20 protein-coding genes are annotated in these 26,492 nt (G+C 66.1%); 10 read left to right on the top strand and 10 right to left on the bottom strand.

Annotated features, from left to right (window positions below):
* Positions 1-6 precede the first annotated feature (6 nt).
* Complete coding sequence (locus V5F77_RS03940; protein WP_429004013.1) at positions 7-726, bottom strand: hypothetical protein; 720 nt, start codon at positions 724-726, stop codon at positions 7-9.
* A gap of 120 nt (positions 727-846) precedes the next feature.
* Between V5F77_RS03940 and V5F77_RS03935 the strand changes: the two genes are divergently transcribed.
* Positions 847-2,331 carry an MFS transporter gene (locus V5F77_RS03935; RefSeq protein WP_429004012.1) on the top strand — a complete coding sequence of 495 codons (1,485 nt, stop codon included), beginning with the start codon at positions 847-849 and terminating at the stop codon, positions 2,329-2,331.
* 54 nt (positions 2,332-2,385) lie between these two features.
* On the opposite strand, the gene V5F77_RS03930 is transcribed toward V5F77_RS03935, so the two are convergent.
* A complete protein-coding gene (locus V5F77_RS03930) occupies positions 2,386-3,108 on the bottom strand; it encodes a superoxide dismutase (RefSeq protein WP_429004011.1) in 723 nt (240 codons plus the stop codon).
* Between the two features lie 373 nt (positions 3,109-3,481).
* On the opposite strand from V5F77_RS03930, the gene V5F77_RS03925 reads away from it, so the two are divergent.
* The 3 genes from V5F77_RS03925 (at position 3,482) to V5F77_RS03915 (ending at position 6,203) form a co-directional block, all read left to right on the top strand.
* Positions 3,482-5,344, top strand: a complete 1,863-nt coding sequence (locus tag V5F77_RS03925; RefSeq protein ID WP_429004010.1) for a DEAD/DEAH box helicase — start codon at positions 3,482-3,484, stop codon at positions 5,342-5,344.
* Positions 5,345-5,395: 51 nt separating this feature from the next.
* Positions 5,396-5,647, top strand: coding sequence for a PepSY domain-containing protein (locus V5F77_RS03920; protein WP_429004009.1), 252 nt, complete (start codon positions 5,396-5,398; stop codon positions 5,645-5,647).
* A gap of 124 nt (positions 5,648-5,771) precedes the next feature.
* Positions 5,772-6,203 (top strand): DUF930 domain-containing protein, encoded by a 432-nt coding sequence (locus V5F77_RS03915; protein ID WP_429004008.1) that lies wholly within the window; start codon positions 5,772-5,774, stop codon positions 6,201-6,203.
* A gap of 152 nt (positions 6,204-6,355) precedes the next feature.
* Here V5F77_RS03915 and V5F77_RS03910 read toward each other — a convergent pair whose 3' ends face one another.
* The 8 genes from V5F77_RS03910 to V5F77_RS03875 all read right to left on the bottom strand — a co-directional run bounded on the left by V5F77_RS03910 (position 6,356) and on the right by V5F77_RS03875 (position 16,141).
* Positions 6,356-7,153, bottom strand: coding sequence for a DUF3313 domain-containing protein (locus V5F77_RS03910; protein ID WP_429004007.1), 798 nt, complete (start codon positions 7,151-7,153; stop codon positions 6,356-6,358).
* Between the two features lie 222 nt (positions 7,154-7,375).
* Complete coding sequence (gene clpS / locus V5F77_RS03905) at positions 7,376-7,708, bottom strand: ATP-dependent Clp protease adapter ClpS (RefSeq protein ID WP_394081562.1); 333 nt, start codon at positions 7,706-7,708, stop codon at positions 7,376-7,378.
* Positions 7,709-7,831: 123 nt separating this feature from the next.
* On the bottom strand, positions 7,832-8,842 hold the full coding sequence (locus V5F77_RS03900) for a linear amide C-N hydrolase (protein ID WP_429004006.1): 1,011 nt from the start codon (positions 8,840-8,842) through the stop codon (positions 7,832-7,834).
* Positions 8,843-8,908: 66 nt separating this feature from the next.
* A complete protein-coding gene (uvrB, locus tag V5F77_RS03895) occupies positions 8,909-11,602 on the bottom strand; it encodes an excinuclease ABC subunit UvrB (RefSeq protein WP_429004005.1) in 2,694 nt (897 codons plus the stop codon).
* A 62-nt stretch (positions 11,603-11,664) separates the two neighbouring features.
* Complete coding sequence (locus V5F77_RS03890; RefSeq protein WP_429004004.1) at positions 11,665-12,084, bottom strand: lysozyme inhibitor LprI family protein; 420 nt, start codon at positions 12,082-12,084, stop codon at positions 11,665-11,667.
* Between the two features lie 88 nt (positions 12,085-12,172).
* Complete coding sequence (locus tag V5F77_RS03885; protein ID WP_429004003.1) at positions 12,173-13,552, bottom strand: glutamate--tRNA ligase; 1,380 nt, start codon at positions 13,550-13,552, stop codon at positions 12,173-12,175.
* A gap of 137 nt (positions 13,553-13,689) precedes the next feature.
* The gene (locus tag V5F77_RS03880; RefSeq protein ID WP_429004002.1) at positions 13,690-14,517 is read right to left on the bottom strand and encodes an SH3 domain-containing protein; all 828 of its coding nucleotides are present in this window, start codon (positions 14,515-14,517) and stop codon (positions 13,690-13,692) included.
* 208 nt (positions 14,518-14,725) lie between these two features.
* Positions 14,726-16,141 (bottom strand): short-chain fatty acyl-CoA regulator family protein, encoded by a 1,416-nt coding sequence (locus V5F77_RS03875; protein ID WP_429004041.1) that lies wholly within the window; start codon positions 16,139-16,141, stop codon positions 14,726-14,728.
* 198 nt (positions 16,142-16,339) lie between these two features.
* On the opposite strand from V5F77_RS03875, the gene V5F77_RS03870 reads away from it, so the two are divergent.
* The 6 genes from V5F77_RS03870 to V5F77_RS03845 all read left to right on the top strand — a co-directional run bounded on the left by V5F77_RS03870 (position 16,340) and on the right by V5F77_RS03845 (position 26,479).
* Entirely contained in the window at positions 16,340-17,872 is a 1,533-nt protein-coding gene (locus tag V5F77_RS03870) for an acyl-CoA carboxylase subunit beta (RefSeq protein ID WP_429004001.1), read from the top strand.
* 171 nt (positions 17,873-18,043) lie between these two features.
* On the top strand, positions 18,044-20,071 hold the full coding sequence (locus tag V5F77_RS03865; RefSeq protein ID WP_429004000.1) for an acetyl-CoA carboxylase biotin carboxylase subunit: 2,028 nt from the start codon (positions 18,044-18,046) through the stop codon (positions 20,069-20,071).
* A 169-nt stretch (positions 20,072-20,240) separates the two neighbouring features.
* A complete protein-coding gene (locus tag V5F77_RS03860) occupies positions 20,241-21,506 on the top strand; it encodes a class I SAM-dependent methyltransferase (protein ID WP_429003999.1) in 1,266 nt (421 codons plus the stop codon).
* Positions 21,503-23,338 carry a methylmalonyl-CoA mutase family protein gene (locus V5F77_RS03855; protein WP_429003998.1) on the top strand — a complete coding sequence of 612 codons (1,836 nt, stop codon included), beginning with the start codon at positions 21,503-21,505 and terminating at the stop codon, positions 23,336-23,338. Before V5F77_RS03860 ends, V5F77_RS03855 begins: the two co-directional genes overlap by 4 nt.
* Positions 23,339-23,399: 61 nt before the next feature.
* A complete protein-coding gene (scpA, locus tag V5F77_RS03850) occupies positions 23,400-25,556 on the top strand; it encodes a methylmalonyl-CoA mutase (RefSeq protein WP_429003997.1) in 2,157 nt (718 codons plus the stop codon).
* Between the two features lie 32 nt (positions 25,557-25,588).
* Entirely contained in the window at positions 25,589-26,479 is an 891-nt protein-coding gene (locus V5F77_RS03845) for an MBL fold metallo-hydrolase (protein ID WP_429003996.1), read from the top strand.
* The last annotated feature ends 13 nt before the right edge of the window (positions 26,480-26,492 follow it).

The following is a 26,492-nucleotide window of genomic DNA, read 5'->3' as shown; positions in this document are numbered from 1 at the left end:
GGAGTTCTACCAGCGATAATTGACCCAGAACAGGCCGACCGTGGGCTTCAGCGCACGGATATTTGGGTCGGAGGAGAGATAGGTCTTCGGTCCAGAGACCTTCGCCTGCGCCGCGTCCGAAGCGGCGGCGGAAAGTGCGAACTGAACGCCGAGACGGCACGGGCCGGGCATGTTCGCGAGCGCGCCCTTCTGCCAGTCCACCACCACGCCGCTACCATTGCCGCCGAAGCCCTGGATGCGGAACGCGCGCCCGTTGGCCCGTTCCACGTCCGCGAGCGAAGAGCCGATGCGAACCCCGGCGACGCTCCAGGCGCTTTCCTCAGTGAAGGCGACGCGGGTCGGCACGGTATATCCAAGACCGTCGGCCCAGGCTACGTCCAGCCGCAGCTTGGAATTGCCCGCCAGCAACACGGAGCCGGGCCCGGTTGAGCCGTCCGGCTCCTGAACATCGGCGCGGCTGATGGCCTGCGCGCCGAAATCAGCGATCAGATTGACTTCCGAGGTGGTTGGCGCCCATGGCCCGGTGCACTGAAATACGCGCGGCGCTGCGGTGGGTGCAGGAATACCAACCACCGTCTCAGATACGCTGTCGAACGGACCGGTCTCGACGACGGTGCCCGTGCCCCAACTCGGCCCCGGAGCCTGACACCCGGCGGCCATACCCGCCAGCACCAGCCCCATCATGCCAAAGATGGGCCGACTGAGCCCTTCGCAACGCGCCGCCATCCCCGAGCCTCCCGTGTAAAAGCCTTTCATATCCGAGAGTTCGCGCAGCGACCAGGGCTGGGCTGTCATATGGTGTTCATCGCCGTTGCGCATCAGTGCGAGAACTGCGGGGGAATGACGATGAACGACATGCAGGTGCCTATGCCATCGCCAGCGACGATGGAGGCGCGCTCCGTTCAGGAATATATCGACGAGCGCCCCCTTTGGCGCGACGGGACGGAAGTATCCGTCACGCCCATGACCGCCATGCAATGGCGCATCTGGGGACTCGCGGCAGCGGGAAAGTTCTTCGAGGGGCTGGTCGTGTTCATGACTGGCGTGGCCATGCCGCTGATGGCGGTCGAATATTCCATGGGTGCGTTCGAGCATGGCCTCGTGGGTGCGGCGAGCCTGTTCGGAATATTGATCGGTGCGCTGTTCCTCGGCGGTCTTGCCGATCAGTTCGGCCGCAAACTCATGTTCATCGCCGAAATGGCGCTGTTCATCCTGTTTCTGATCCTCTTGTCTGTGGCGCCGACCTTCTATTGGATGGTGTTCTTTCTGTTCGGCGTTGGCGTGGCGTTGGGCTGCGATTATCCCACCGCCCACCTCGTGATTTCCGAAAGCATCCCCACCAGCGCCCGCGGCCGACTGGTGCTCAGCGCGTTCGGCTTCCAGGCGGTGGGCGCGCTGGTTGGCACTGGGGTGGGCTATCTCATCCTGACCTTCGCGCCGGACCTCAACGCCTGGCGACTGATGTATGCGAGCGCCATCATCCCGGCAGTCGTGGTGCTGGTTGGCCGTTTCTACGTGACCGAGAGCGGACACTGGCTGGTGGCCCACGGCCGCCTGCCGGAGGCCGAGCGCGAAGTGCACAAGCTGCTCAAGCGCAGGCCCGACTATCCCAAGCAGATCAAGCTGAAGCCGCGCCACGCCCACGCGCATGCGCACCATGAGCGGACCATTTGGTCATTGTTCAAGGCGAGGAACCTGCGCGCGACGATCCTCGCCTCGGTGCCCTGGTTCCTGCAGGATCTCGGCACCTACGGCATCGGCATCTTCACCCCCACCATTCTCGCTGCCGCCATCGGCTCGCACACCAGTGTGCACCACGACCTGACCGACATCATCGCCAGCGACATGCTGGCGGCGGAAGGCGCGGCCTTCATCGACCTGCTGCTGATCGTCGGCATCTGCGCCGCCGTCATGCTGGCGGACAAGGTCGGGCGCATCCCGCTCCAGGTGTTCGGCTTCATCGGCTGCGCGGCCGGGCTGCTGATTGCCTCGTTCTCAGTCGACTACACCGGCGGAGCGCAGATCTTCCTCATCTACACCGGGTTCATGCTGTTCAATTTCATGACCAACATGGGGCCGAACGCGCAGACCTATCTGCTGGCCGGGGAGGTCTTCCCGACCCACATTCGGGGCCGTGGCGCCGGCTTTGCCGCCGCCTTCGCAAAGATCGGCGCGGTCTTGACCGCCTTCCTGTTCCCGATCCTGCTGCTGGATCTCGGCACCAAGCCGCTGCTCTACATCCTGGTGGGCACATCGCTCGTCGGCGCCTGGGTCACCTGGCACTTCCGCATCGAAACCACCGGTGTTCGGCTCGAAGATATTGGGATTTAGCAAGGGCGAGGCCCGCGCGCGACGTGCGGGCCTCGCGATGCCGGGCGCTGGGGGTCAGCCGAAGCGATCGCTGACGACCTGCCAGTTCACGCGGTCCTTAAGGACCGCCGCGACGTGGGCGGTGCGCCGGTTTTCATAGTCGAGATAATAGGCATGCTCCCACACGTCGATGCCGAGGAGTACCTTCTTGCCGTCCGGCAAGGGATTGGCCCCGTCCTTCATACCAAGAACCGCGAGCCCGTCGCCCTCGCGCACCAGCCATACCCAACCGGTGCCGAACACGCCGTCGCCGGTCTCGGTCATCTTGGTGTTGAGGGCGTCAAGCGTCTTGAAATCGGCTTCCACCGCCTTGGCGAAGGCGCCGGCGGGGGCCGCGGGACCGCCCTTGAAACTCGCCCAATAGAGATCGTGGTTCCAGGCCTGGGCGGACTGGTTGAACATGGCGGTGTCGCCGGCCTTCTTCGACGCGACGACGATCTCCGAGAGGGTCATGTCCGCATAAGGCTTGCCGGCCGAGAGTACGTTGACCTTGTCGTAATAGCCCTTGGTGTGCTTGCCGTAGTGCAGCCCGACCGTGCGCGCGGAAATGGTGGGGGCGAGCGCATCTTCCGCATAGGGCAAGGGCGGCATGACGAAGGGCGCGGCCGCCCGCGCCACATGGGGCATGAACACGCTGGCGGCGATTGCCGCGCTGCCGAGCACAAGCGCGTCGCGACGCGACAGTCCGTCGTTGGATGTATCGGTGGCGTTGGGGGAGGATGGCGAGGCGGATATCATGGCACGTCTCCTGAATTATGCCGTGCACGGCGCTTATGGGCGCGCACGACAGGCGCGAGGTTGCGTCCCGCCCCGGCGCATCATCGCTCTCCACGCGTCCCGCCCGCAACCGCCCGGAGGTGCCCGCAGTTCCCTCGCGAGTCCCCACCCTCGGCCGGCGCGCACGCGACGCGGGGCAGGTGCGCGCACGGTTTCCATGGCTTCCCGCCACGCCCTCGGCTAGAAGGGGGCGCATTTTCATTTTCGCGCGACGGCCGCGTGGGGCAGTTCCTTCTCGCAAGGACTGCATGCCAATGCCGTTGCGCTTCACATCCGGCGCTTCACGAACGGAGCGCCACACGGCGCTCGCGCCCTATCGAAACAGGTTTCGCCTTTGGCTTTCTCGACCCCCTCCCCGTCCATCGCCCGCGCACTCGCGACCCGCGATTATAACGAGCCGACGCCGGTGCAAGCCGCCGTGCTCGCCCCGGAAACCGCCGGGCGCGATCTGCTGGTTTCGGCGCAGACGGGCTCCGGCAAGACCGTGGCCTATGGCCTTGCCATCGCCGAGACCCTGCTCGGCGAAGCCGAGTTCCTCGGTGCCGCCGGTGCCCCCCAGGCCTTGATCGTCGCGCCCACGCGCGAACTCGCCCTGCAAGTGCACCGCGAGCTGGAATGGCTGTACGAGAACGCGCGGGCGCGCATCGTCGCCTGCGTCGGCGGCATGGACCCGCGCCGCGAGCGCCGGCTTCTGTCGGAAGGCGTGCACATCGTGGTCGGCACCCCAGGCCGGCTGCGCGATCATATCGAGCGCAACGGGCTCGACCTCTCGGCGCTTCAGGTGGCGGTGCTGGACGAGGCCGACGAGATGCTCGACCTCGGTTTCCGCGAGGATCTGGAATTCATCCTCTCCGCCGCGCCGGAAAGCCGCCGCAGCCTGCTGTTCTCGGCCACCCTGCCGCGCGGCATCGTCGCCCTCGCCAAGCGCTACCAGCACGATGCCATGCGCATCGAGGTGGCGAATACCCAGGGCGGGCATGCGGACATCGAATATCGCGCCGTGCGCATCGTGCCCAAGGAGATGGAGCACGCGGTGGTCAACCTGCTGCGCTATTTCGAATCCCCCTCGGCCATCGTGTTCTGCAACACCCGCGAGAGCGTGCGCCACCTGCTGTCCATCCTCCAGGAGCGCGGCTTCGCCGGGGTCGGGCTGTCCGGCGAGATGGGCCAGAACGAGCGCAACCAGGCGCTGCAGGCCCTGCGCGACGGGCGTGCGCGCGTATGCGTAGCCACCGACGTCGCCGCGCGCGGCATCGACCTGCCCAATCTCGGCCTCGTCATCCATGCCGACCTGCCGCACGACGCGGAAAGCCTCCAACACCGCTCCGGCCGCACGGGACGTGCAGGCCGCAAGGGGGTCAGTGTCCTGCTCGTACCGCCCTCGCGCCGCCGTCGGGCCGAGCAATTGCTGCATTTCGCCAATGTGGTCGCGGTGTGGAGCGGCCCGCCCAGCGCCGAGGACATCCGTCGGCTTGACCAGGAGCGCATGCTCGCTGACCCGCTGCTGAACGAGGAGCCCTCGCCCGAGGATCTCGTGCTTGCCCAGGCGATCCTCGCCGAGCGCTCGCCCGAGCAGGTGGCGGCCGCCTTGGCGCGGCTCTATCGCGACCGGCTGCCGGCGCCGGAAGACGTGTTCGACCCCGGCGAGGGGCGCGGCGCGGCGCGCCTGCGCGACAGCGACCGCGAGGAGCGTCGCCCCGAGCGCGCGCCCCGCGAAAGCCGCGCGGGCGGTGCCGGTGGCCCGGGCGGAGCGAGCGTGTGGTTCCGCATGCCGGTGGGCCGGCGCAAGAATGCCGATCCCAAATGGCTGCTGCCGCTGATCTGCCGACGCGGCGTGGTGACCAAGCAGGACATCGGCTCGATCCGCATCTTCGACAGCGAGACCGTGTTCGAGATCGCCGAGGATCTGGCCGAGAGTTTTCTGGCCAACGCCCGCGCCTCCGAGGGCGGCGACGTGCCGATCGAGCCCTTGACCGGCGATCCGGCGCCCGCCGCCCGCCGTCCCTCATTCCGGGCGAAAAAGCCGGCTTACGATCCGGCGGCCATCGAGCGGCCCGCCGGCACCGGCCGCACGGATGTGAAAGGCGCGTTCGGCAAGGGCAAGCCGCCCAAGGCGGCGACCAAATATCCCCCCAAGGCGCCCGGCGCCGGCAAGGGTGGGAAGGCCAAGCCCAACAAGGGCCGCCCGCGCGACTAGATCGCGCCGGCAACGCCCAGTGACCCGAGCCGGAAGCCGGAAGGACCGATCATGCAACGCCTCGCCCCGATCTGCGCTTGTCTGCTGCTCCTTGCCGCGCCCGCATGGGCCGATGGCGCGCTGACCGATTCCGATCGCGCCAAGGTGCTTGCCGCCATGGCGCGGGAAGGTTGCACCGGCGGGACCATCGATGTCGATGATGGCATCTTCGAAGTGGACGATGCCACATGCGGCGACGGCCGCGTCTACGATCTCAAGTTCGATCCCGCCTTCAAGCTCATCGACAAGGATCTGGAGCACTGAGGTTTGATGAGGCTTCGCCTTAGGTCATGCGCGATTTGATGATACTTTGCCTCATCTTGGCCATGGGAATCGCGTGAGGCTGCGCCTCGACCTTCGGAACAGGCATCGGCGAGGACCCGCCCCCGTGACCACTCCTCTCTCCATTTTCTGTGCCCGTGCCGCGTTCGCGCTGGCGCTGCTGGATGCGAGCGGCGCCTTAGCCGCCTCCCATAGCCAGCAGAGCTTCACCAGCGGCGCGCACGACAAGGAAATGCTTTCCCTCGCCCCTGGCACGCGCATGGAGCAGCGCTGCAACGCCCGCGCCATGGGCGAAATCAGCCGAGCCCGCAAGGACCTGCACCCCGACGAACTGGTGGCCTATGCGTTTAGCGACACGCAGGTGTCCGGCACCGCCATCAAGGCACCGGGGGCGGCGGTGCGCAGCGGCGAGACCTGGTATCGCCTCTCCTATTCCTGCCGCACCAGTGCCGATGGCATGAGCGTGCTTTCATTTGATTATACGCTGGGCAACGCGGTGCCGAAGAAGGACTGGTCGGCCCATTATCTCGTGCCCTGAGAGGCGCGATGGCGGTTAAGCCCGCGTGGCGGCTGAGCATAGACCGCTCGGAACCGGTCAAAGACCGAGCCCGTTGATCTTTGCCTTGTGGCGCCTGCCGGGCCGGCGCCACATAGGATGCCTTATTGCGGCAGAACTTATTGCGGCGTCCCTTATTGAGCCGCCGTCTGCGTCACCGCCGTGGCACCGCCGGTTCCCTTGTCGGTCCATTCTGGCGGCAACCCGACCGCGCCGCTGACCAGCCCGGCAACACCTTGCTCTCGCCCAAAAATTTCGCACGCCGAATATTTGGGCGCGCCTCCCGCCAGGGATTGGAGCCGTTCCATGGAGGGGGGGCCGGACAAGCTCTTGAACGGGCTCTCACCGGTGACGAGAAGTTTGCTGAAATCGTCCCCGAATGCGCTGGCGAGTTCGTAGGCATCCCCCGCGGTGGAGACCCGCGCCGAGCCCGAGAGGAAATTGGCCCCCCGTCCCCACACCATGGCGGCTTCCTGTGCGCCCTCGTGGTTCCGCGCCTCGGCCTCCATCGAAAGGCTTCCAAGGCCGATCGGGATGCGCGGGGTGGGAACCGGAATTCCCGGCAGAAAAATAGTCTTCGCCACGGAGGCGACTTTCGTTGCCGCAACCGCCTTCTCGTCGGTGGCCACCATATTGGTGACGACGGCATGTACCGTGAGGTCCGCGCTTTCCGAAGCGCCGACCACCTGAAACCGTTCACTGAGGCCGGCACATAACGACCGGTCCACCGCATTGGCGACAAGCTTGCGTTGATCCTCGGTGATCGTGTCCTGCCGCGCAGCGCCGGCAAAGACGGTCGGAACCAGGCGAACCGTCTTCGCCGCAAGAACGGTTTCCTTGGCGATGCGCAGTTTCGACTTGGCCAGCAAGCCATCGGCCTGCGTGAGATCCGAATAGGAGGCCAAAGAGCCGCCCTCATCCAGGGGCGCCATGGCGCACCCCCCAGTGAGAAAGGGCATCAAGGTCAAGCTCAGGAGTCCGCCGGTTTTTTTCCAAGCTGCAGTCATGTCCGCCCTCGTTTCCGCGCGCCCCAGAACGCGCGGCGAGCGGCCTCGCTGCGATTCCCAAAACACATTCGACCGGTGGATTAGGGCTTATCTATGTACCGCAATAATCGATGGACGATGAAATGACGGCCCCGTGCGAAGGAGGGTCTATTCCTCGGGCTCGGTGGTGAACATCAGGGGATAGCCCTTGGCGCGGGCGGCATCCGAGGCGCGGGCGGACTTGGTTTCCGCCACATCGCGGGGAAACACCGCCACCACGCAGGCGCCGCGCCGGTGGGCGGTGAGCATGACGCCGAGCGCCTGGGGCTCGTTCATGCCAAACTCAGCTTTCAGCAGCATCACCACGAATTCGCGCGGCGTGTAATCGTCATTGAGCAGGATCACCTTGTGCAGGCGCGGCCGCGCGAGCTTGGGGCGCGTCTCGTCCTTCGGCCGTTCGATGGTCGAGGGTTTATCGGCGGCGCTGAAGAGTTCGCTCATGGTGCGGCCCGCATCTGCTGGAGGTCCCGGCCCATGGGCGGGCTTTTACCGCAGGTGCGGAGGTGGGGCAAGGGTGAGAAGACATGGATGCAACCAATCCTACCGTCGCCCCAGCCCCTTCCCTCACCCCGCCATCAACCACTTCAAATCCTCGGCCGGCGCGAAGCTGTCGGAGACCTCGCCCGCATAGACTTCGCCATTCTGCAGCACCAACTTGCGGATCGGCGTGCCGGGGGTGAAGTCGAGCTTGGCGAGGTCCACCCAGAAGGTGTTGGGGCGCGTGGCGGAGTCGAAATAATAGACCAGGTTTCGGTGGTCGCAGATGCTGCGCCAGATGGTGGACGAAATATTGGGCTGGTCCACCGTGGAGATGCCCAGCGGCACGCTCACCGCGCGCTGCAGGCTCAGCACGGCGGCAATGGCCTGGTGCTCATAGGATTGGCCTGGAATGCCCCTGATATAATGCGGGTCCGCCTTGCGCGGCAGGGACTCCAGCAGAAAGGAGGCGCGGGCGAACCGGTCCGCCGCGCGATTGGTGCCGGGCAGGAACACGAGGCCGCCCACCTGTTTCCAATAAGCATCCAGCGCGAGTTGCTGATCGTAGCTCGGCGAATTGGTCATCACCGCATAGCTGCGGTCGTGATGGATTGTGAGGACCCCGCCGATATATTCGAAAATCGCGGAATCCCCGCTGGTGTCGGACACCGCCAGATGCAGCGCCGCCGGCGCGCCGTTCGGCAGAACCGGCGCGAGGATGTTGAACGGGTCCGCGCGCAGCGCCGCCACAGCCTCGGCGACGCTCGCGAACATATCCAGCACATATTGTGCCCACAGCGCGATGGAGAGCGAGGGGCGGTCGTCGCGCGGCGCCCCGTAATCGCTTTCCACCAGATAGAGCGCGTTGGCCGCAAGGCCCTTCTCGTTCAGCCCGTCGGGCGTGCCCGCCTCATAGCCGGAAACAGCAAGACTGCCGTATTTCGAGGTCCAGCTCAGCGCATTCGCGCCTGCCGCACCGGTGCGCGCGCATCCCGCAGGGAACACCCATAGATTGGAGAGCATATCCTCCTTCCAATCCATGTTGCGGCCGGTGACGGCAAAGCCGTCGTCCCCCACATAAAGCGTCCGCGTGCACATGCTGCCCCTCCCCTTTTTTCTTATGTCGCCCTTTTCTTAAGTCGCCCCGGCGCGGCGGCGGGAGCGCTATCCCTTGCGCCGTCCGCCCTTGCGATACCCCTTGGTGCCCGGATCGGGGCGTGGCCCCGGCTGATAATCCAAGGCCGACAAGGGCTCGGCCCGGTCGCTTCCCGGCCCCATGTCGTCCAGCGAGGGCTTGGCCACCTTCGAGCCGACGCGCGGCGCATAGAGCGGCATTTCGTCGGGGGAGCGGTCGCGCCGGGTGGGCGCCGGCTGCACCTTGCCGGCGGCAACAGGGGCGGCGGCAGGCGGCAGGATGGGTTGGGCGGGGGCATGGCCGGTGCCGGTGTCGGCGCGGGCGCGGCCATTGGCCTTGGCGGGCTTGCCCCGGCCGGAACTGGCGACGGCTCCCGCTGCTTTCGGCGGCTCATTGGCGGCGCGGCCATATTTGCGCTCGCCCCGGAAGCCGCCGGTCTTGTCGTCCACCGCCTCCTGCCGTGCCATGGGATCGTCGGACACTGCAAGCTCGGTCGCCTGCAGGCGCTTGATCTCGTCGCGCAGGCGGGCGGCGGTCTCGAAGTCCAGGTCGGCGGCGGCGGCGCGCATGCGCTTTTCCAAATCCGCCATCACCGCCTTGAGATTATGGCCGAAGGCCGCCCCCTCCTCCGCCAGGCCCGCATCCACCTGCACGTGGTCGCGCTCATAGACCGAGTTGAGGATATCGCCGATGGCCTTCTTCACGCTCTCGGGCGTGATGCCGTGCTCGGTATTATAGGCCACCTGCTTTTCGCGCCGGCGGGTGGTCTCCGCCATGGCGCGCTGCATGGAGCCGGTCTCGTGGTCGGCATAGAGGATGACGCGCCCGTCCACATTTCGCGCGGCGCGGCCGATGGTCTGCACCAGGGAAGTTTCCGAGCGCAGAAACCCTTCCTTGTCCGCATCGAGAATGGCGACCAGCGCGCATTCGGGAATATCCAGCCCCTCGCGCAGCAGGTTGATGCCGATCAGCACGTCGAAGGCGCCGAGCCGCAGGTCGCGGATGATCTCGATGCGCTCGATGGTGTCGATGTCCGAATGCATGTAACGCACGCGGATGCCGTTCTCGTGCAGATATTCGGTGAGATCCTCGGCCATGCGCTTGGTGAGCACGGTGACGAGGGTGCGATAGCCCTTCGCCGCCACGGCCCGCACCTCGCCGAGGAGGTCGTCCACCTGGGTGCGCGCGGGGCGGATTTCCACCGGCGGGTCGATGAGGCCGGTGGGGCGGATCACCTGCTCCACGAACACGCCGCCGGTGCGGTCCATCTCCCACGGGCCGGGGGTGGCGGAGACATGCACCGTCTGCGGGCGCATGGCCTCCCATTCCTCGAACCGCAGCGGCCGGTTGTCCATGCAGCTCGGCAGGCGGAAGCCATATTCCGCTAGCGTCGCCTTGCGGCGAAAGTCGCCGCGATACATGGCGCCGATCTGCGGAATGGTCACGTGGCTCTCGTCGATGAAGACAAGGGCATTGTCGGGCACATATTCGAACAGGGTCGGCGGCGGCTCGCCGGGCTTCCTACCGGTGAGCCAGCGGGAATAATTCTCGATGCCCGCGCAGGCGCCGGTGGCCTCCATCATCTCCAGATCGTAGCGGGTGCGCTGCTCCAGCCGCTGGGCCTCCAGCAGCCGGCCCATCTTGTACAATTCGTCGAGCCGGGTCTTCAGCTCGGCCTTGATGCCGGCGATCGCCTGGATCAGCGTCGGCCGCGGGGTGACATAATGGGAGGAGGCGTAGACCTTGATCGACTTCATGTCGCCGGTCTTGTGGCCGGTGAGCGGGTCGAACTCGGCGATGCTCTCCACCTCGTCGCCGAACAGCGAAACCCGCCAGGCCCGATCCTCATAATGGGCGGGGAATATCTCCACGCTGTCGCCCCGCACCCGGAAGGTGCCGCGGGCGAAATCGGACTGGATGCGCTTATATTGCAGTGCAACAAGATCGGCGATGAGCTGCCGCTGGTCGATCCGCTCCCCCACCTCCAGTTTGAAGGTCATGGAGGAATAGGTCTCCACCGAGCCGATGCCGTAGATGCAGGAGACCGAGGCGACGATGATGACATCATCCCGCTCCAGCAGCGCGCGGGTAGCAGAGTGCCGCATCCGATCGATCTGCTCGTTCACCGACGATTCTTTCTCGATGTAGGTGTCGGTGCGGGGAACGTAGGCCTCGGGCTGATAATAGTCGTAGTATGAAACAAAATATTCTACGGAATTCTCAGGAAAGAACGACTTGAACTCGCCGTAGAGCTGGGCTGCGAGCGTCTTGTTCGGCGCCAAAATGATCGCCGGACGCTGCAAGGTCTCGATCACCTTGGCCATGGTGAAGGTCTTGCCGGAACCGGTTACCCCCAGCAGCACCTGATCCCGCTCATGCGCACGGGCCTGGGCGACCAGTTCCGCAATGGCCGCCGGCTGGTCGCCGGCGGGTTCGAATTCGCTTTTGATCACAAGGGGTACGCCCCCCTCACTTTTGTCTGGACGCGGCGGGCGATGGGGCGTCCAAGTCTGGCCGGTGACCTCGGGGCGCCCCTCCTCGATCAACCGCGACAGAGCCGCCACGGTCGCCGAGGCGCCGGCGGATTCGAAATCGCCGCTCATATCCCCCGGTGCCAGCCCGAGCGACTTTGCGACTTCAGGATCAAGGGGTTGGGCGGGCGCAGGCTCGAAATGACGCTGCGAGCGCTCACCAAGTTTGCCGGGTCTGGATGCTTTGGCCATGGCGCCAATATGGGGTGCATCGGCGCTGGAGAAAAGATGGCCCGGGCGGGATCAGGAGACGATCAGGGCCGCCCCGCCTGCTCCAATTCCTGTGCCCTCTGTTGAGTCAACACCCGCCGGCATTCGGCGCCCTCCACGCGGGCGATGGTGCCCTCGCCATTGACATAGAAGGCGCAGTCCGCATCGCGGAAGGCGGTCCAGGCCTTCTGCGACGCCTTCAGCCGCTCCTGCTGCTTTGCCGTCTGCTGCGCCAGCAGAGCCTTAAGGGCCGTTTCCAGACGCGCTTCCCAGCCCGCCGTTAAACTGGTGATGCAGCGCACGATCTCCGGCGTCGTATCCTGATCGCAGCTCTTGTACTCGCCGGAATACCAGGCGGTAGGCTCGGCGGAGCGGGCGGGCAGCACCCCCGCCATCAGCACGAGACAAGCAAGCCCCGTTGTTGCGAAACTCGCTGCGCGCCCCGCGACGGCTCTCCGCTTCATGCCTTTGCCCATCCCCGACTCCTGATTGTGCTTCGACGACGCGAGAATAGACACACGGCGCGCGAGAGCTAGCCCGACAGAGCGGCGGTCACGCGCCGGTGACACCGAGCCGCGCAAGAACGCGGGTGCGTCCGATCAACAGCAGCAGGGCCGCCAGCTCGGGGCCGGTCTCCTGTCCGGTCAGGGCCAGCCTCAGCGGCCGGAACAAGGCTTTTCCAGCCCGTCCACTCTGCGCCTTCAGCGCCGCGATCCAGGGCGCATAAGTGGAGGTGTCCCAAGGCTCTTGCGGCAGCAAGCGTCCGGCTTCAGCAAGAAAATCGCTGTCGCCATCCACAATTATTCCGACGCCATCCTCCCTGCAGATGCGCCACCACTGCGCCGCATCGGCAAAGGTAGAGAGATTGCCGCGCACGGCGAGCCAGAACGGAGCACCACCGGAAACCCCAGCAGCGGCAAGACGATCCGCCACGGCCTCGAACGGCAAATGATGCAGCGTGCGGGCAGTGAGCACGGCAAGATCCGCCGGATCGAACCGCGCCGGTGCGCGGGAAATGTGCGACAGGTCAATCTTCGCCGCAAGGGCATCCAGGCTCTCGACCGGCGCCAATGCTTCGGACGTGCCGACAAGTACCGCTGCCGCGGCCACCGCCAGTGCTTCCTGCCCCTCTTCCCTCAAAGCCCGCAGCGAGAGATGGCCGAGCCGCTTGGAAAGCCCCTCGCCACTCGGCAGGGTCAAGAGATTATGGTGGGCAAAGCGCGGAGCAGCTCCGCCCAATGCCTCGAACAGCTCAATCTGCACCGCTGTGTTGGTCACATGGTCTTCCCCGCGCACGATGCAGGTGACGCCCATGTCGAGATCGTCCACCACTGAAGTCAAAGTGTAGAGGTAGCTGCCATCCGCCCGTACGAGCACCGGATCGGACAGAGTTGCCGTATCCAGATGCTGCGGCCCCCGCACGCCGTCATCCCAGGTGACGGTGCGGTGATCCAGAAGAAAGCGCCAATGAGGCATGCGGCCTTCGGCTTCCAAGCGGGCGCGATCCTCGGCGGTCAGGGCGAGCGCAGCCCGATCATAGACCGGCGGAAGGCCACGGGCGCGCTGCAAGCCTCGCTTCAGGTCCAGCTCGGCTTCGGTTTCATAAGCGGGATACAGGCGCCCTGAAGCCCGCAACGTTGCCGTCGCCGCATCATACAGGGCAAGGCGGTCTGACTGGCGCACAACCCGATCAGGGACAATGCCGAGCCAGTCGACATCCTCGGAAATGGCCTGTGCGAATTCCGGGCGGGAGCGCCCGACGTCAGTGTCGTCGAAGCGCAGGATAAAGGTGCCGCCCTCGCGCCGCGCGAGCAGGGCGTTGAGCAACGCTGTGCGGGCATTGCCCACATGGATCAAGCCGGTGGGCGAGGGAGCAAAGCGCAGGACCGGCTTGGATCCGGTGGCCGCCGAGGAGGAAGATGAAGTCGACATGGCCAAGCCCATAGCGCGACGGCACGCGTGCGTCGATGGCCCGCCGCGTGGAGACCGGGACGTCTGGCTGTTCGGCGCTGAGGGGCGAAGCATTCCATGCTCCGCCCCTCAGTTGTGTCAATCTGCCGAGCCCGCCCTCATTGGGGGGCAGGGCATGGGGTGCCGGGAGCGCAGGCCGGCAGACCGCCGGGGCCGTTCCACTTCTGCTGGAGCACCGGCTTGCCGAGCGGGGCACCGGCCTGCGGCGGAGCGGCTCCGGGTTGCGGGCCACGCGGGGGCTGGCCAGGTTGCGGGCTGGGTCGACCGCCGCCCTGTTGGCCCGGCGGCGGACCGGGTTGCCGACCGGGATTTCCCCCGGGATATTGCCCCTGCTGGTTGGGATAAACACCGGGCTGACGCCCCTGATTTCCCGGAGGCGGCCCACCATAATTTCCGGGTGGTCGCCCAGGTTGAGCGCCTTGGTTCGGGTAGCCGGGACCTCCGGGATGCCCGGGATTGCCGGGGTAACCAGGGTTGCCAGGATATCCGGGGTTTCCCGGCCGGCCGGGACCGCCGGGATTGCCAGGATATCCCGGATTGCCAGGACGGCCGGGTTGATTCCACCAGCCCGGCGGGCGCGGGCCCGGACCTGGAGGGGGAGCGCCCCACCCGGGGCGCGGCCGAGGTGCGTAGCCCTGCCAACGGGAGCGCTGATTCCACCAGGGCGACCCGCGATAATAGTTGCCCCAATAATTGCCGAAGTTGAATCCGATCACCGGGATGCCCACGACGGGCGCGTACTCCGGCACCAAAACCCGCTCGCCGCGATAAACGAACGCGAGATAATCCCCATAGACCCAGCCGCGATTGGGTCCCCAGGCGACATCGCACCAGGATTGGTTGGAGAGGCAGCCGAAAATCTCCACCGGCGCCCCCTCCGGCAAAACCGCCACCCTGGGATACTGGGTATCAGGACCGGCGCGCATATTGACATCCGACGTAGTAAAGCCGGGCGACGCCTGCGCAGCGCCAGCAAGGCAGGCGAAGGCGAGCGCCAACCCTGCGATCCGAAAAGCCCCTGACATACCCATCCTCACTTCCACGGAAACACTACCGTTAGAGGGAGTCGTGCCGTGTTTCCATGGCGTTTCCTGTGCGTCATCGCGGCGGCATTGCGACACAGCGCAGGCTTATTCAAGAGATGACGAAAGGCACCACGTCGCGCACATGGGGATCGGTGTGGATTTCACGGTCCAAGGGAGGGAAAGCCCTGAAATCGCAGTCCCGACGCGGGCAGATGCGGCACGATACGCCGAGCCGCGCCACCGGCGCCGCCTTGAGGTCCAAGCCATCCGCATAGACCATGTCGTCGGCGAAGGAAATTTCGCAGCCGAGTCCCAGCGCATAGGCGCGCTGCGGCTGGCCGTAGCGCAAGCTTGGCACTTGGAGAGATCGCGCAAGGCAAATATAGCGCACCCCGTCAGGCATTTCGCCGAGTTGCACCAGCGTGCGGCCTTGAGCCTCGAAGGCTTCATGCACGTTCCACACGGCGCAGGCCCCGCCGTGACGAGCGAACTGGAAGCGCGTGGCGCTGTGGCGCTTGGTGATGTTTCCAGCCCGATCCACCTTGGCGAAATAGAATGGCACACCCTTCGCGCCGGGGCGCTGGAGAGTGGAGAGGCGGTGGCACACCTGCTCCAGGCTGGCACCGGTCTCCAAGACCAGACGGTCAAGGTCATGACGGCGAGCGCGGGCGAGATCCAGGAAGCGGCCGTAGGGCAGCACCAGGGCGCCGGCGAAGTAATTGTTGAGGGCGAGCCGGCAGATCTCCCCGGCGGTCTGGCTGCGGAATCCGGCTCCCGCCACCAGCCGGTCCACCAGCGGACCATGCTCCAGTTGTGCGATGGTCACGCCGAGCCGAAACGCCCGGCTCGAAGGGGAGAGCACCCCGGACAAGGTGAGCAGGCGGTTGCGCACGTCGTAGCGCGACAGCGGCAGCGCCGGATCGGGGGGGGCAAGTTCCGTGCGCACATTGAAGCGGTCGGAGAGGTGGGTGGACAGAGCCGAGATCGGCTCGGCCCCGGCGAGCAAAGACAGCCGGCTGGCGCAATCCTCCGCCGCGCGGTCCAGAGCATCGACGTAATTGTCGATGTAATGGAAATAGTCGCGCACCTCCTCATAGGGGATGAGCTTTGCCTCATCGCCCACACCCGCAGTGAGCATATCGTCCATGGAGGCACGCCACTCGGCCGTGCGCCGCAGCGCGGCGGTTGTGCGCAGGAAGGCATGGGCGAAGGCCGGCGAGAGGTTCGCCACCGCTTTCATGTCCTGCAAGCCAAGGTCGAGATCGCGGAACAGGGGATCGGCGGTCGCCTCGCGCAGATCGGCCACGAGCCGGTCGAGATCCTCCGCGCCGAACGAGGTGATATCGACCGAAAAGGTGCGGGAGATGGCGATCAGCACCGAGGCGGTCAAAGGCCGCTGATTGCTCTCGATCTGGTTGATATAGGAGGGCGACACGCCGAGGCGATGCGCCAGTTCGCTCTGCTTAAGGCCGAGTTTCTCGCGCAGACGGCGAACCGCATGACCGGCAAAAACCTTCTGGCGCATCATGGCTCCGAATTGTAAATTATTCACACATTACAACATGAATTTTTTACATATTCAAATTTGGCGCTGCATTTGCTAGCGCGTGAGGTTCGGCGCCGCATTTCGCTTGGCATCAGGGGATGTGAACCCTTTCCCTCGGGCGTTCGGCACCATTAGACTGGTTACAAGACTGGGCATTCCGGCAAGGGACTTGGGCGCATGAAGGAAATCCTGGAAGAGCTTGAGAGCCGGCGCGGCGTTGCACGCTTGGGGGGGGGCGAAAAGCGCATCGAGGCGCAGCACGCCCGCGGCAAGCTGACCGCCCGCGAGCGCATCGAGCTTCTGCTGGATCGCAGCTCCTTCGAGGAGTTCGACACCTTCGTGCAACATCGCTGCATCGATTTCGGCATGGAGAACCAGAAGATCCCCGGCGACGGCGTGGTGACCGGCTGGGGCACGGTGAACGGCCGCAAGGTGTTCGTGTTCGCCAAGGACTTCACCGTGTTCGGCGGCTCGCTTTCGGAAGAGCATGCCCGCAAGATTACCAAGATCCAGGACATGGCGCTGAAGACCCGCGCGCCCATCATCGGCTTGTTCGATGCCGGCGGCGCGCGCATCCAGGAAGGCGTCGCGGCGCTCGGCGGCTATGGCGAGGTGTTCAAGCGCAATGTCACCGCCTCCGGCGTGATCCCGCAGATCTCGCTGATCATGGGCCCCTGCGCCGGCGGCGACGTCTATTCCCCCGCCATGACCGACTTCATCTTCATGGTGCGCGACACGAGCTACATGTTCGTCACCGGCCCGGACGTGGTGAAGACCGTCACCAACGAGACCGTGACCGCCGAGGAACTGGGCGGCGCCAAGGTACACACCTCCAAGTCCTCGGTCGCCGACGGCGCCTATGAGAACGACGTGGAGATGCTGCTCCAGACCCGTCGCCTCATCGATTTCCTGCCCGCCAACAATTCAGCCGGCGTGCCGGAATGGCCCTCCTTCGACGATCCGCTGCGGATCGACGAGAGCCTCGACACGCTGATTCCGGACAATCCCAACAAGCCCTACGACATCAAGGAACTGATCCTGAAGACCGTCGACGAGGCGGACTTCTTCGAAATCCAGGCCGCCTATGCCAAGAACATCGTCACCGGCTTCGGCCGCATCGAGGGGCGCACGGTGGGCTTCGTCGCCAACCAGCCCATGGTGCTGGCCGGCGTGCTCGATGCCGACGCCTCCCGCAAGGCCGCGCGCTTCGTGCGCTTCTGCGATGCGTTCGAGATCCCCATCGTCACCTTCGTGGACGTGCCAGGATTTTTACCCGGTACCGCGCAGGAATATGGCGGCCTCATCAAGCACGGCGCCAAGCTGCTGTTCGCCTATTCCCAGGCCACCGTCCCGCTAGTCACCCTCATCACCCGCAAGGCGTTCGGCGGCGCTTATGACGTGATGGCCTCCAAGCACGTGGGCGGCGATGTGAACTATGCCTGGCCGACCGCGCAGATCGCTGTCATGGGCGCCAAGGGGGCGGTGGAGATCATCTTCCGCGCCGACATGGGCGATCCGGACAAGATCGCGGCCCAGACCAAGAATTACGAGCAGCGCTTCCTTTCGCCCTTCGTGGCGGCCGAGCGCGGCTATATCGACGAAGTCATCATGCCGCATTCGACCCGCCGGCGCATCGCCCGCGCGCTCGCCATGCTGCGCTCCAAGACCGTGGAGCAGCCGGCGAAGAAACACGACAATCTGCCGCTTTAAGGACAGAGGGAAGGCCCCTCTCCCCGGCGGGGAGAGGGCTGGGGTGAGGGGGTTCGATCCTCACCCCAGACGCCGGAGCCCCCTCACCCGTCGCCTGCGGCGCCGACCTCTCCCCCTCGGGGAGAGGTAAAATTCAAATAATGCGCTTCCAAGCGCCGGGGGACTGACTGAATGTTCTCGAAAATCCTGATCGCAAACCGGGGTGAGATCGCCTGCCGCGTCATCAAGACGGCGCGCAAGATGGGCATCAAGACCGTGGCCGTCTATTCGGACGCCGACAAGGACGCCCTGCACGTCGAGATGGCGGACGAGGCGGTGCATATCGGCCCGCCGCAGGCCGCCCAATCCTATCTGATCATCGAAAAGATCATCGACGCCTGCAAGCAGACCGGCGCCGAGGCGGTGCATCCCGGCTACGGCTTCCTCTCCGAGCGCGCCGCCTTCCCGCGCGCACTGGCCGAGGCCGGCATCGTCTTCATCGGCCCCAATCCGCACGCGATCGACGCCATGGGCGACAAGATCGAATCCAAGAAGGCGGCGGCGGCGGCCAACGTCTCCACCGTGCCGGGCTATCTCGGCGTGCTGGAAGACGGCACCCAGGCCGCCAAGATCGCCGACGAGATCGGCTATCCGGTGATGATCAAGGCCTCCGCCGGCGGCGGCGGCAAGGGCATGCGCATCGCCTATTCCCGGGAGGAAGTGCAGGACGGCTTCGACCGCGCCAAGAGCGAAGCGAAATCCTCATTCGGCGACGACCGGGTGTTCGTGGAGAAGTTCATCGTCGATCCGCGCCACATCGAGATCCAGGTGCTGGGCGACAAGCACGGCAACGTGGTCTATCTCGGCGAGCGCGAATGCTCGATCCAGCGCCGCAATCAAAAGGTTGTCGAGGAAGCCCCCTCCCCGCTGCTGGACGAGGAAACCCGCAAGAAGATGGGTGAGCAGGCCGTCGCCCTCGCCAAGGCCGTGGGCTACGACAGCGCCGGCACGGTGGAATTCGTCGCCGGGCAGGACAAGAGCTTCTACTTCCTGGAGATGAACACCCGCCTCCAGGTGGAGCATCCCGTCACCGAGCTGATCACCGGCATCGACCTCGTCGAGCAGATGATCCGCGTCGCCGCCGGCGAGCCCCTCGCCTTCTCACAGGCCGATGTGAAGCTGAACGGCTGGGCGGTGGAAAGCCGCATCTATGCGGAAGATCCCTACCGCTCCTTCCTGCCCTCCACCGGCCGCCTGGTGCGCTATCGCCCGCCGGCGGAAGGCGTGCACAACGGCATCACCCTGCGCAACGACACGGGCGTCTATGAGGGCGGGGAAATCTCGCTGTTCTACGATCCCATGATCGCCAAGCTCGTGACCCATGCGCCGACTCGCGCCGAGGCCATCGAGGCCCAGGCGGACGCGCTGGACGCCTTCGCCATCGACGGCATCGGCCACAATATTCCCTTCCTCTCCGCCCTCATGGCGCATGAGCGCTGGAAGGACGGCCGCCTCTCCACCGGCTTTATCGCCGAGGAATATCCCGACGGCTTCCACGCCCGCGCGGCGGTGGGCGAGTTGGCCCATGTGCTGGCCGCGGTGGCGGCCGCCATCGACCATGTGCAGAACGACCGCAAGCGGCTGATTTCCGGCCAGATGTCGGGCATCCCCGTCACCTTCGACCGGCGCCGCATCGTGCGCCTCAACGGCCAGGGCGGCGTGCAGCTTCTGCCGTGCGAGATCGACGTGACGGCGGACGGCTTCACCGTCCATATGCTCACCTGGAAGGGCGAGACCATCCATTCCCACCAGCTCGTCACCAGTTGGAAGCCGGGCGACATCGTGTGGAGCGGCACCGTGGACGGGGTGAAAGCCTCGCTCCAGGTCCGCTCGATCCCGAATGGCGTGTCGCTGGCCTATAAGGGCGTGGCGGTGCAGGCGCAGGTCTATACCGAGCGCGAGGCGGCCCTTGCCACGCTGATGCCGGAGAAGGCAGCGGCCGGCGGCGGCAAGGAATTGCTTTGCCCCATGCCTGGACTGGTGGTTTCCATCGCCGTCGTGCCGGGCCAGGACGTGAAGGCTGGCGAAGCGCTGGCCGTGGTCGAGGCCATGAAGATGGAAAACGTGCTCCGCGCCGAGCGCGACGGCATCATCAAGGCGGTCCACGCCAAGCCGGGCGAGAGCCTCGCGGTGGACGCAGTGATCCTGGAATTCGCGTGATGAAGGGGTGCGCCATCCCCCCTCCCGCTTGCGGGGGAAGGTTAGGGAGGGGGCAAGCCATCGGCTCGCGCCTCCTTCCGGCTGGCGCACATCCGTCCTCCCCCTCCCCGGCCCTCCCCCGCAAGCGGGAGAGGGAGCACGGGACGCCCGGCCAAAGAGGAACCCTCTGATGCGTCTGCTCTCGCACCTGCTGAAGCGTTTCGTCGAGAAGGGCCAGCTCACGGTGATCACCGTGGACGGCGTGCGGCATGTTTTCGGCAGCGGCAAGGATGGGCCGAGCGTCACGGTGCGCATGCATGACAAGAAGCTGGAGCGCGACCTCTTCTTCAATCCCGAACTGGTCTCCGCCGAAGCTTATATGGACGGCCGCCTCACCTTCGAGGACGGAGCGGGCGTGTTCGACCTGCTCAATCTGTTCTCGGTGAACCGCAAGGGCCTCGGCGCCCACCCGGTGCAGCAGGCGCTGCGCAAGGGATGGCGGGCGCTTCGCCGGTTCCACCAGGCGAACCCGGTCGCCAAGGCGAAGGAGAATGCCTCCAGCCATTATGACCACCCGGCCGAATTCTACCGGCTGTGGCTGGACGAGACCATGGCCTATTCCTGCGCCTATTTCTCCGAGCCGGACGAACCGCTGGCGGACGCCCAGCGCAACAAGTTCCGCCATGTCGCGGCGAAGCTGAAACTCACGCCCGGCATGCGGGCCGCGGAGATCGGCTCGGGCTGGGGCGGGCTCTCCATCTATCTCGCCAAGAATTGCGGCGTGCACGTCACCGCGATCAATGTCTCGCCCGAGCAACTGGCGGAATCGCGCCGGCTCGCCGAAGCGGCGGGCGTCGCCGACCAGATCGATTTCCGCGAGATGGATTATCGCGACCTGAAGGGCCCGTTCGACCGCGTGGTCTCCATCGGCATGATGGAGCATGTGGGCGTGAATCACTTCGACGCCTATTTCACCACCATCCGCGACTTGCTGGGCCCCGGCGGGTTCGCGCTGGTGCACGCCATCGGCCGCATGTCGCCGCCAGGCACCACCGCGCCCTTCATCCGCAAATACATCTTCCCCGGCGGCTATGTGCCGGCCTTGTCGGAAGTGTTCGCCTCCACCGAGCGCACCCATCTGTGGGTCGCCGACATGGAGGTACTGCGGCTGCATTATTACTGGACCATCCGCGCGTGGCGCCACAGGTTCGAGGCTCGCCATTCCGAGGTGGAGGCGATGATGGGCGCCCGCTTCACCCGCATGTGGGAATTCTATCTCGCGGCGGTGGAGCTGGGCTTCCTGCACGGCTCCAACATGGTGTTCCAGCTTCTGCTTTCCGACCGGCGCGACGACGTGCCGGTGCGGCGCGATTATATGTTCACGGGGGAAGAGGCCCTGGCCGCGCAGGATTTGCGCCTGCCGCCCACCCCGTCCAGCCAGGAGAGTGCGCGATGACCGAGGAAACCGGCCCCTTGCCGTTCACGACCGATCTGCCCCCCGTGACGCGTGAGGACTGGCTGAAGCTGGTGGAAGGCGTGCTCAAGGGCGCGCCCTATGACAAGAAGCTGGTGACGCGCACCTATGAGGGGCTGTCACTCGATCCCCTGCCGCCGCGCAAGCGCGACGCCGCGCCCATCGCCGGGCGTCCGGCCGGCGCGCCCTGGATCATCAGCGCGCGGGTCGACCAGGCGGACAAGGATGCCGCCAATGCCCAGGCGCTGGAGGACCTCGACGGCGGCGCCTCCGGCCTCACGCTCGTCTATGCCTCCTCGCCCCACGCCCACGGTTTCGGCCTGCCCGACGGCGAGGTGCTGGACCGCGTGCTGGACGAGGTGATGCTGGACCTCATCGACGTGCGCCTGGAGAGCGGTGGCTTCAAGGGTCGAGAAAATGCGCTCGCCTTGGCCAAGCTGGTGCAGGATCGCGGCCACAGCCCGGCGGATCTGTCCGTATCGTTCGGCCTCGATCCCATCGGCGATCTGGCAGCGGTGGGATCGGCACCCTTGCCCTGGGCCAATCTTGCCCAACGCTTCGGCGAAACGGCGGGCATCCTGGCCGGCAAAGGATTCAGGGCGCGGTTCGGCCGCGCCGACGGCGCCGTGCATCATGCAGCCGGTGCCTCGGACGCACAGGAGCTTGCAGCTGTGCTTGCCACCGGCGTCGCCTATCTGCGAGCGCTGGAGGCGGCGGGTGTACCGCTGGAAGCGGCATTCACCCGGATCGAGCTGGCGCTGACCGCCGATGTGAACCAGATCGCCACAATCGCCAAGTTCCGCGCACTCCGTCTGCTGTGGGCCGCCGTGCAGCGTGAGAGCGGTGTCGCTCCCAGCCCGGCGCATGTGCATGCCACCACGGCCTGGCGCTCGCTGACGCGGCGCGACCCCTATGTGAACCTTCTGCGGGCGACCGTGGCCGCATTCTCGGCCGGCGTGGGCGGGGCGGACAGCGTCACGGTGCTGCCCTTCACCCAGGCGCTCGGCCTGCCCGATGCGTTCGCCCGGCGCCTCGCCCGCAATACGCAATTGGTGCTGCTGGAGGAATCCAACCTGCACCGCGTCGCCGACCCCTCCGCCGGTGCCGGCGCCATGGAGACCCAGACGGAAGGCCTCGCCGCGACCGCCTGGGAGATCTTCCGCGCCATCGAGGGCCAAGGCGGCATGGCGCAGGCCCTCACCACCGGCTGGTGGCAGAAGCAGGTCGGCGAAGTGCGGGCGCGCCGCGCGAAGGATGTGGCGACCCGCAAGGAACCCATCACAGGAACCTCCGAATTCCCCCTGCTGGGGCAGGCGATGCCGGCGGTGCTCGCGCCCATTCCCACGCTTCCGGTGCCGCCGGTGGAAGGCGCGCTGGCGCCCCACCGCCTTGCCGAGCCGTTCGAGGCCCTGCGCGATGCCGCCGAGGCCGAGGCGCCGACCGCCTTCCTCGCGACCCTTGGCCCCATCGCCGCCTTCACGGCACGCGCCACCTATGCCCGCAATTTGTTCGAGGCCGGCGGCATCGCCGCGCCGGTGCCGGATGGGTTTGCCTCGCTGGATGACCTCATTGCGGCGTTCGCCGTCTCCGGCACGCGCATCGCGTGCTTGTGCTCCTCGGACGAGGTTTATGCCGAGCAGGCGGAAGCCGCGGCGCGCGCGCTCAAGGCAGCCGGCGCGAAGGCGGTCTGGCTCGCCGGCCGGCCGGGGGCGCATGAGGCGGCATGGCGCGCCGCCGGTGTGGATGGCTTCCTGTTCGCCGGATGCGACGTGCTGGATGTGCTCGGCCGCGCGCAGCGGCAATTGAGTGCCTGAACTGAACATGCCTGCCGCGCGCTTGCTCGCGCGGTGCACCGAACTGAGTTAGGATGAGACCATGAGCCGCTTGCCCGCCTTCGCCGATATCGATTGGCGCGCGCCGGAATTGGCGCCCCCGCCGGCCAAGTTCGCACCCTGGGTGACGCCCGAGGGGATTGCGGTGAAGCCGCTCTATGGCCCGTCAGACGTGGCCGGGCTTGATTTCATCGACACCTATCCCGGCATCGCGCCGTTTCTGCGCGGCCCCTACCCCACCATGTATGCGAACCAGCCCTGGACCATCCGGCAATATGCCGGCTTCTCCACGGCCGAGGATTCCAACGCCTTCTACCGCCGCAACCTCGCCGCCGGGCAGAAGGGGCTTTCGGTCGCCTTCGATCTCGCGACCCACCGCGGCTATGACAGCGACCACCCGCGCGTCGCCGGCGACGTGGGCATGGCCGGGGTGGCCATCGATTCCATTTACGACATGCGCACGCTGTTTTCCGGTATCCCGCTGGACCAGATGAGCGTGTCCATGACCATGAACGGCGCGGTGCTGCCGATCCTGGCCCTGTTCATCGTCGCGGGCGAAGAACAGGGCGTGCCCCACGCCAAGCTCTCGGGCACGATCCAGAACGACATCCTCAAAGAATTCATGGTGCGGAATACCTATATCTATCCGCCCTTGCCGAGCATGCGCATCATCTCGGACATTTTCTCCTACACGTCCAAGGAGATGCCGCGCTTCAACTCGATCTCCATTTCCGGCTACCACATGCAGGAGGCCGGGGCGACGCAGGATCTCGAACTCGCCTATACGCTGGCGGACGGCGTCGAATACGGCCGGGCGGGTGCTGCCGCGGGCCTACCCATCGACGTCTTCGCGCCGCGCCTCAGCTTCTTCTGGGCCATCGGCATGAATTTCTTCATGGAGGTGGCCAAGCTGCGCGCCGCCCGCCTCCTGTGGACCCGCCTGATGACCGATCTCGGGGCGAAGAACCCCAAGTCCTTGCCGCTGCGGACCCATTCCCAGACCTCGGGCTGGAGCCTGACCGCGCAGGACGTGTTCAACAATGTGATGCGCACCGCCGTGGAAGCCATGGCGGCCACCCAGGGCCACACCCAGTCTCTGCACACCAATGCGCTGGACGAAGCGCTCGCGCTGCCGACCGACTTTTCCGCCCGCATCGCCCGCAACACGCAAATCCTGCTGCAGCAGGAAAGCGGCACCACGCGCCAGATCGACCCCTGGGGCGGCTCCTTCTTCGTCGAGCGGCTCACCGCTGATCTTGCCGCCAAGGCCTGGGCCCATATCCAGGAAGTGGAAGCCCTCGGCGGCATGGCGAAGGCGATCGAGGCCGGCATTCCCAAGCTGCGCATCGAGGAGGCCGCTGCCACCACGCAAGCGCGCATCGATGGCGGCGCGCAGACTGTGGTGGGCGTCAACAAATACAAGCCGCTGACGGAAGCCCAGATCGACGTGCTGAAGGTCGACAATTCCGCCGTGCGCGCGGCGCAGATCGAAAAGCTCAAGCGCCTCAAGGCCGAGCGCAGCGATGCCGAGGTGGAAAGCGCGCTCACCGCCCTCACCAATGGCGCGAGCCAGGGCGCGAACCTGCTGGAACTCGCCGTCAACGCCGCCCGCGCCAAGGCGACGGTGGGCGAAATCTCCGATGCGCTGGAGAAGGTGTTCGGCCGCCATCGCGCCGAGATCCGCGCCATTTCCGGCGTCTACAAGCGGGAGGCCGGCGCCATGACCGACAAGGTGGGCAAGGTGCAGCGCCAGGTGGAAGAATTCGAGCATGCCGAGGGCCGCCGCCCGCGCATCCTGGTGGCCAAGGTGGGCCAGGACGGGCACGATCGCGGGCAGAAGGTGATCGCCTCCGCCTTCGCCGACCTCGGCTTCGACGTGGACATCGGCCCCCTGTTCGCGACCCCGGAAGAGGCCGCCCGGCAGGCGGTGGAGAATGACGTCCATGTGGTGGGCATCTCCTCGCTTGCCGCCGGACATCTCACCCTCGTGCCGGCGCTGAAGCAGGCGCTGGAGGCGGAAGGGCGCGGCGACATCATGGTGGTGGTGGGCGGCGTCGTGCCGCCGCAGGATTACGAGGCGCTGCGCGCGGCCGGCGCGGAAGCCATCTTCCCGCCCGGGACCGTGATCGCGGACGCCGCGCGCGATCTTCTGGTGACGCTGTCCCAGCGTCTCGGCCATTCCAAGGAAGCGGCGGAATAGACCCCGCCGTTCCCGTCCGCGAGGAAAATCTTATGCCGGCCTATGGCGCGACGCTGGAGGTGTTGCGCCTCGGGCCAAACCTGCTTGGTTTCTATGACGGGCGCATTCCTGGCGTCCGACTCTATTCCGAGCAGCCCAATTGGCTGGACGACGGGGCCTTCGCGCTCGGCATCTGCACTTATGCGGTCATCGATGGTGCGGACGCGCTGGTTTACGACCCGCACATCTCCGTGCCCCACGCCCGCATCATCCGCCGCACGTTGGAGGATTTGGGCGCGCGCCACATGCGCCTCGTTCTGAGCCATTGGCACGACGACCATGTGGCCGGCACCGAGGTGTTCGCCGATTGCGAGATCATCGCCAATCGGGACACCGCCGAAATCCTCGCGGCCCACAAGGATGCGCTGGAAAGCGGCGATCCGCCCATCAAGCCGCTGATCCTCCCCAACAGCTTGTTCTCCGGTACGCTGGAGCTGATGGTCGGCCAGATCCCGGTTCAATTGCGCCAGCTCGACATCCATAGCCGCGACGGAACGGTCGCTCTGCTGCCCGGCGGCGTGGTGCTGGCGGGGGATACGCTGGAAGACCCCATCACCTATGTGGACGAGGCCGACCGTCTCGCGATCCATCTGCGCGATCTCGACCGCATGGCGGGCTGGGACATCTCCACCATCCTGCCCAATCACGGTTCCAAGGCGCAGATCCTGGCGGGCGGCTATCCGCCGGCCTTCATAAAGGCCACCCGCCTTTATGTGGAAAAGCTTCTGCGCCTCGCAAGCGAGCCGGAACTGGCCGCACAGGACCTCTCCACCTTCGCCGCCGAAGCGCTGGCGACCGGCGCCATCACTTACTTTGAGCCCTATGAGGCCGTGCACCGTCACAATGTGGAAAGGGTGATGCAGGTGGCCGCGCAAGCCTCATAGGTCCTCGGTTTCG

Source organism: Roseixanthobacter psychrophilus (genome assembly GCF_043195195.1).
Lineage (GTDB): Bacteria > Pseudomonadota > Alphaproteobacteria > Rhizobiales > Xanthobacteraceae > NCEH01.
Note: the sequence above shows the minus strand (reverse complement) of the source record. Positions and strands in the feature narration are given on the sequence as shown.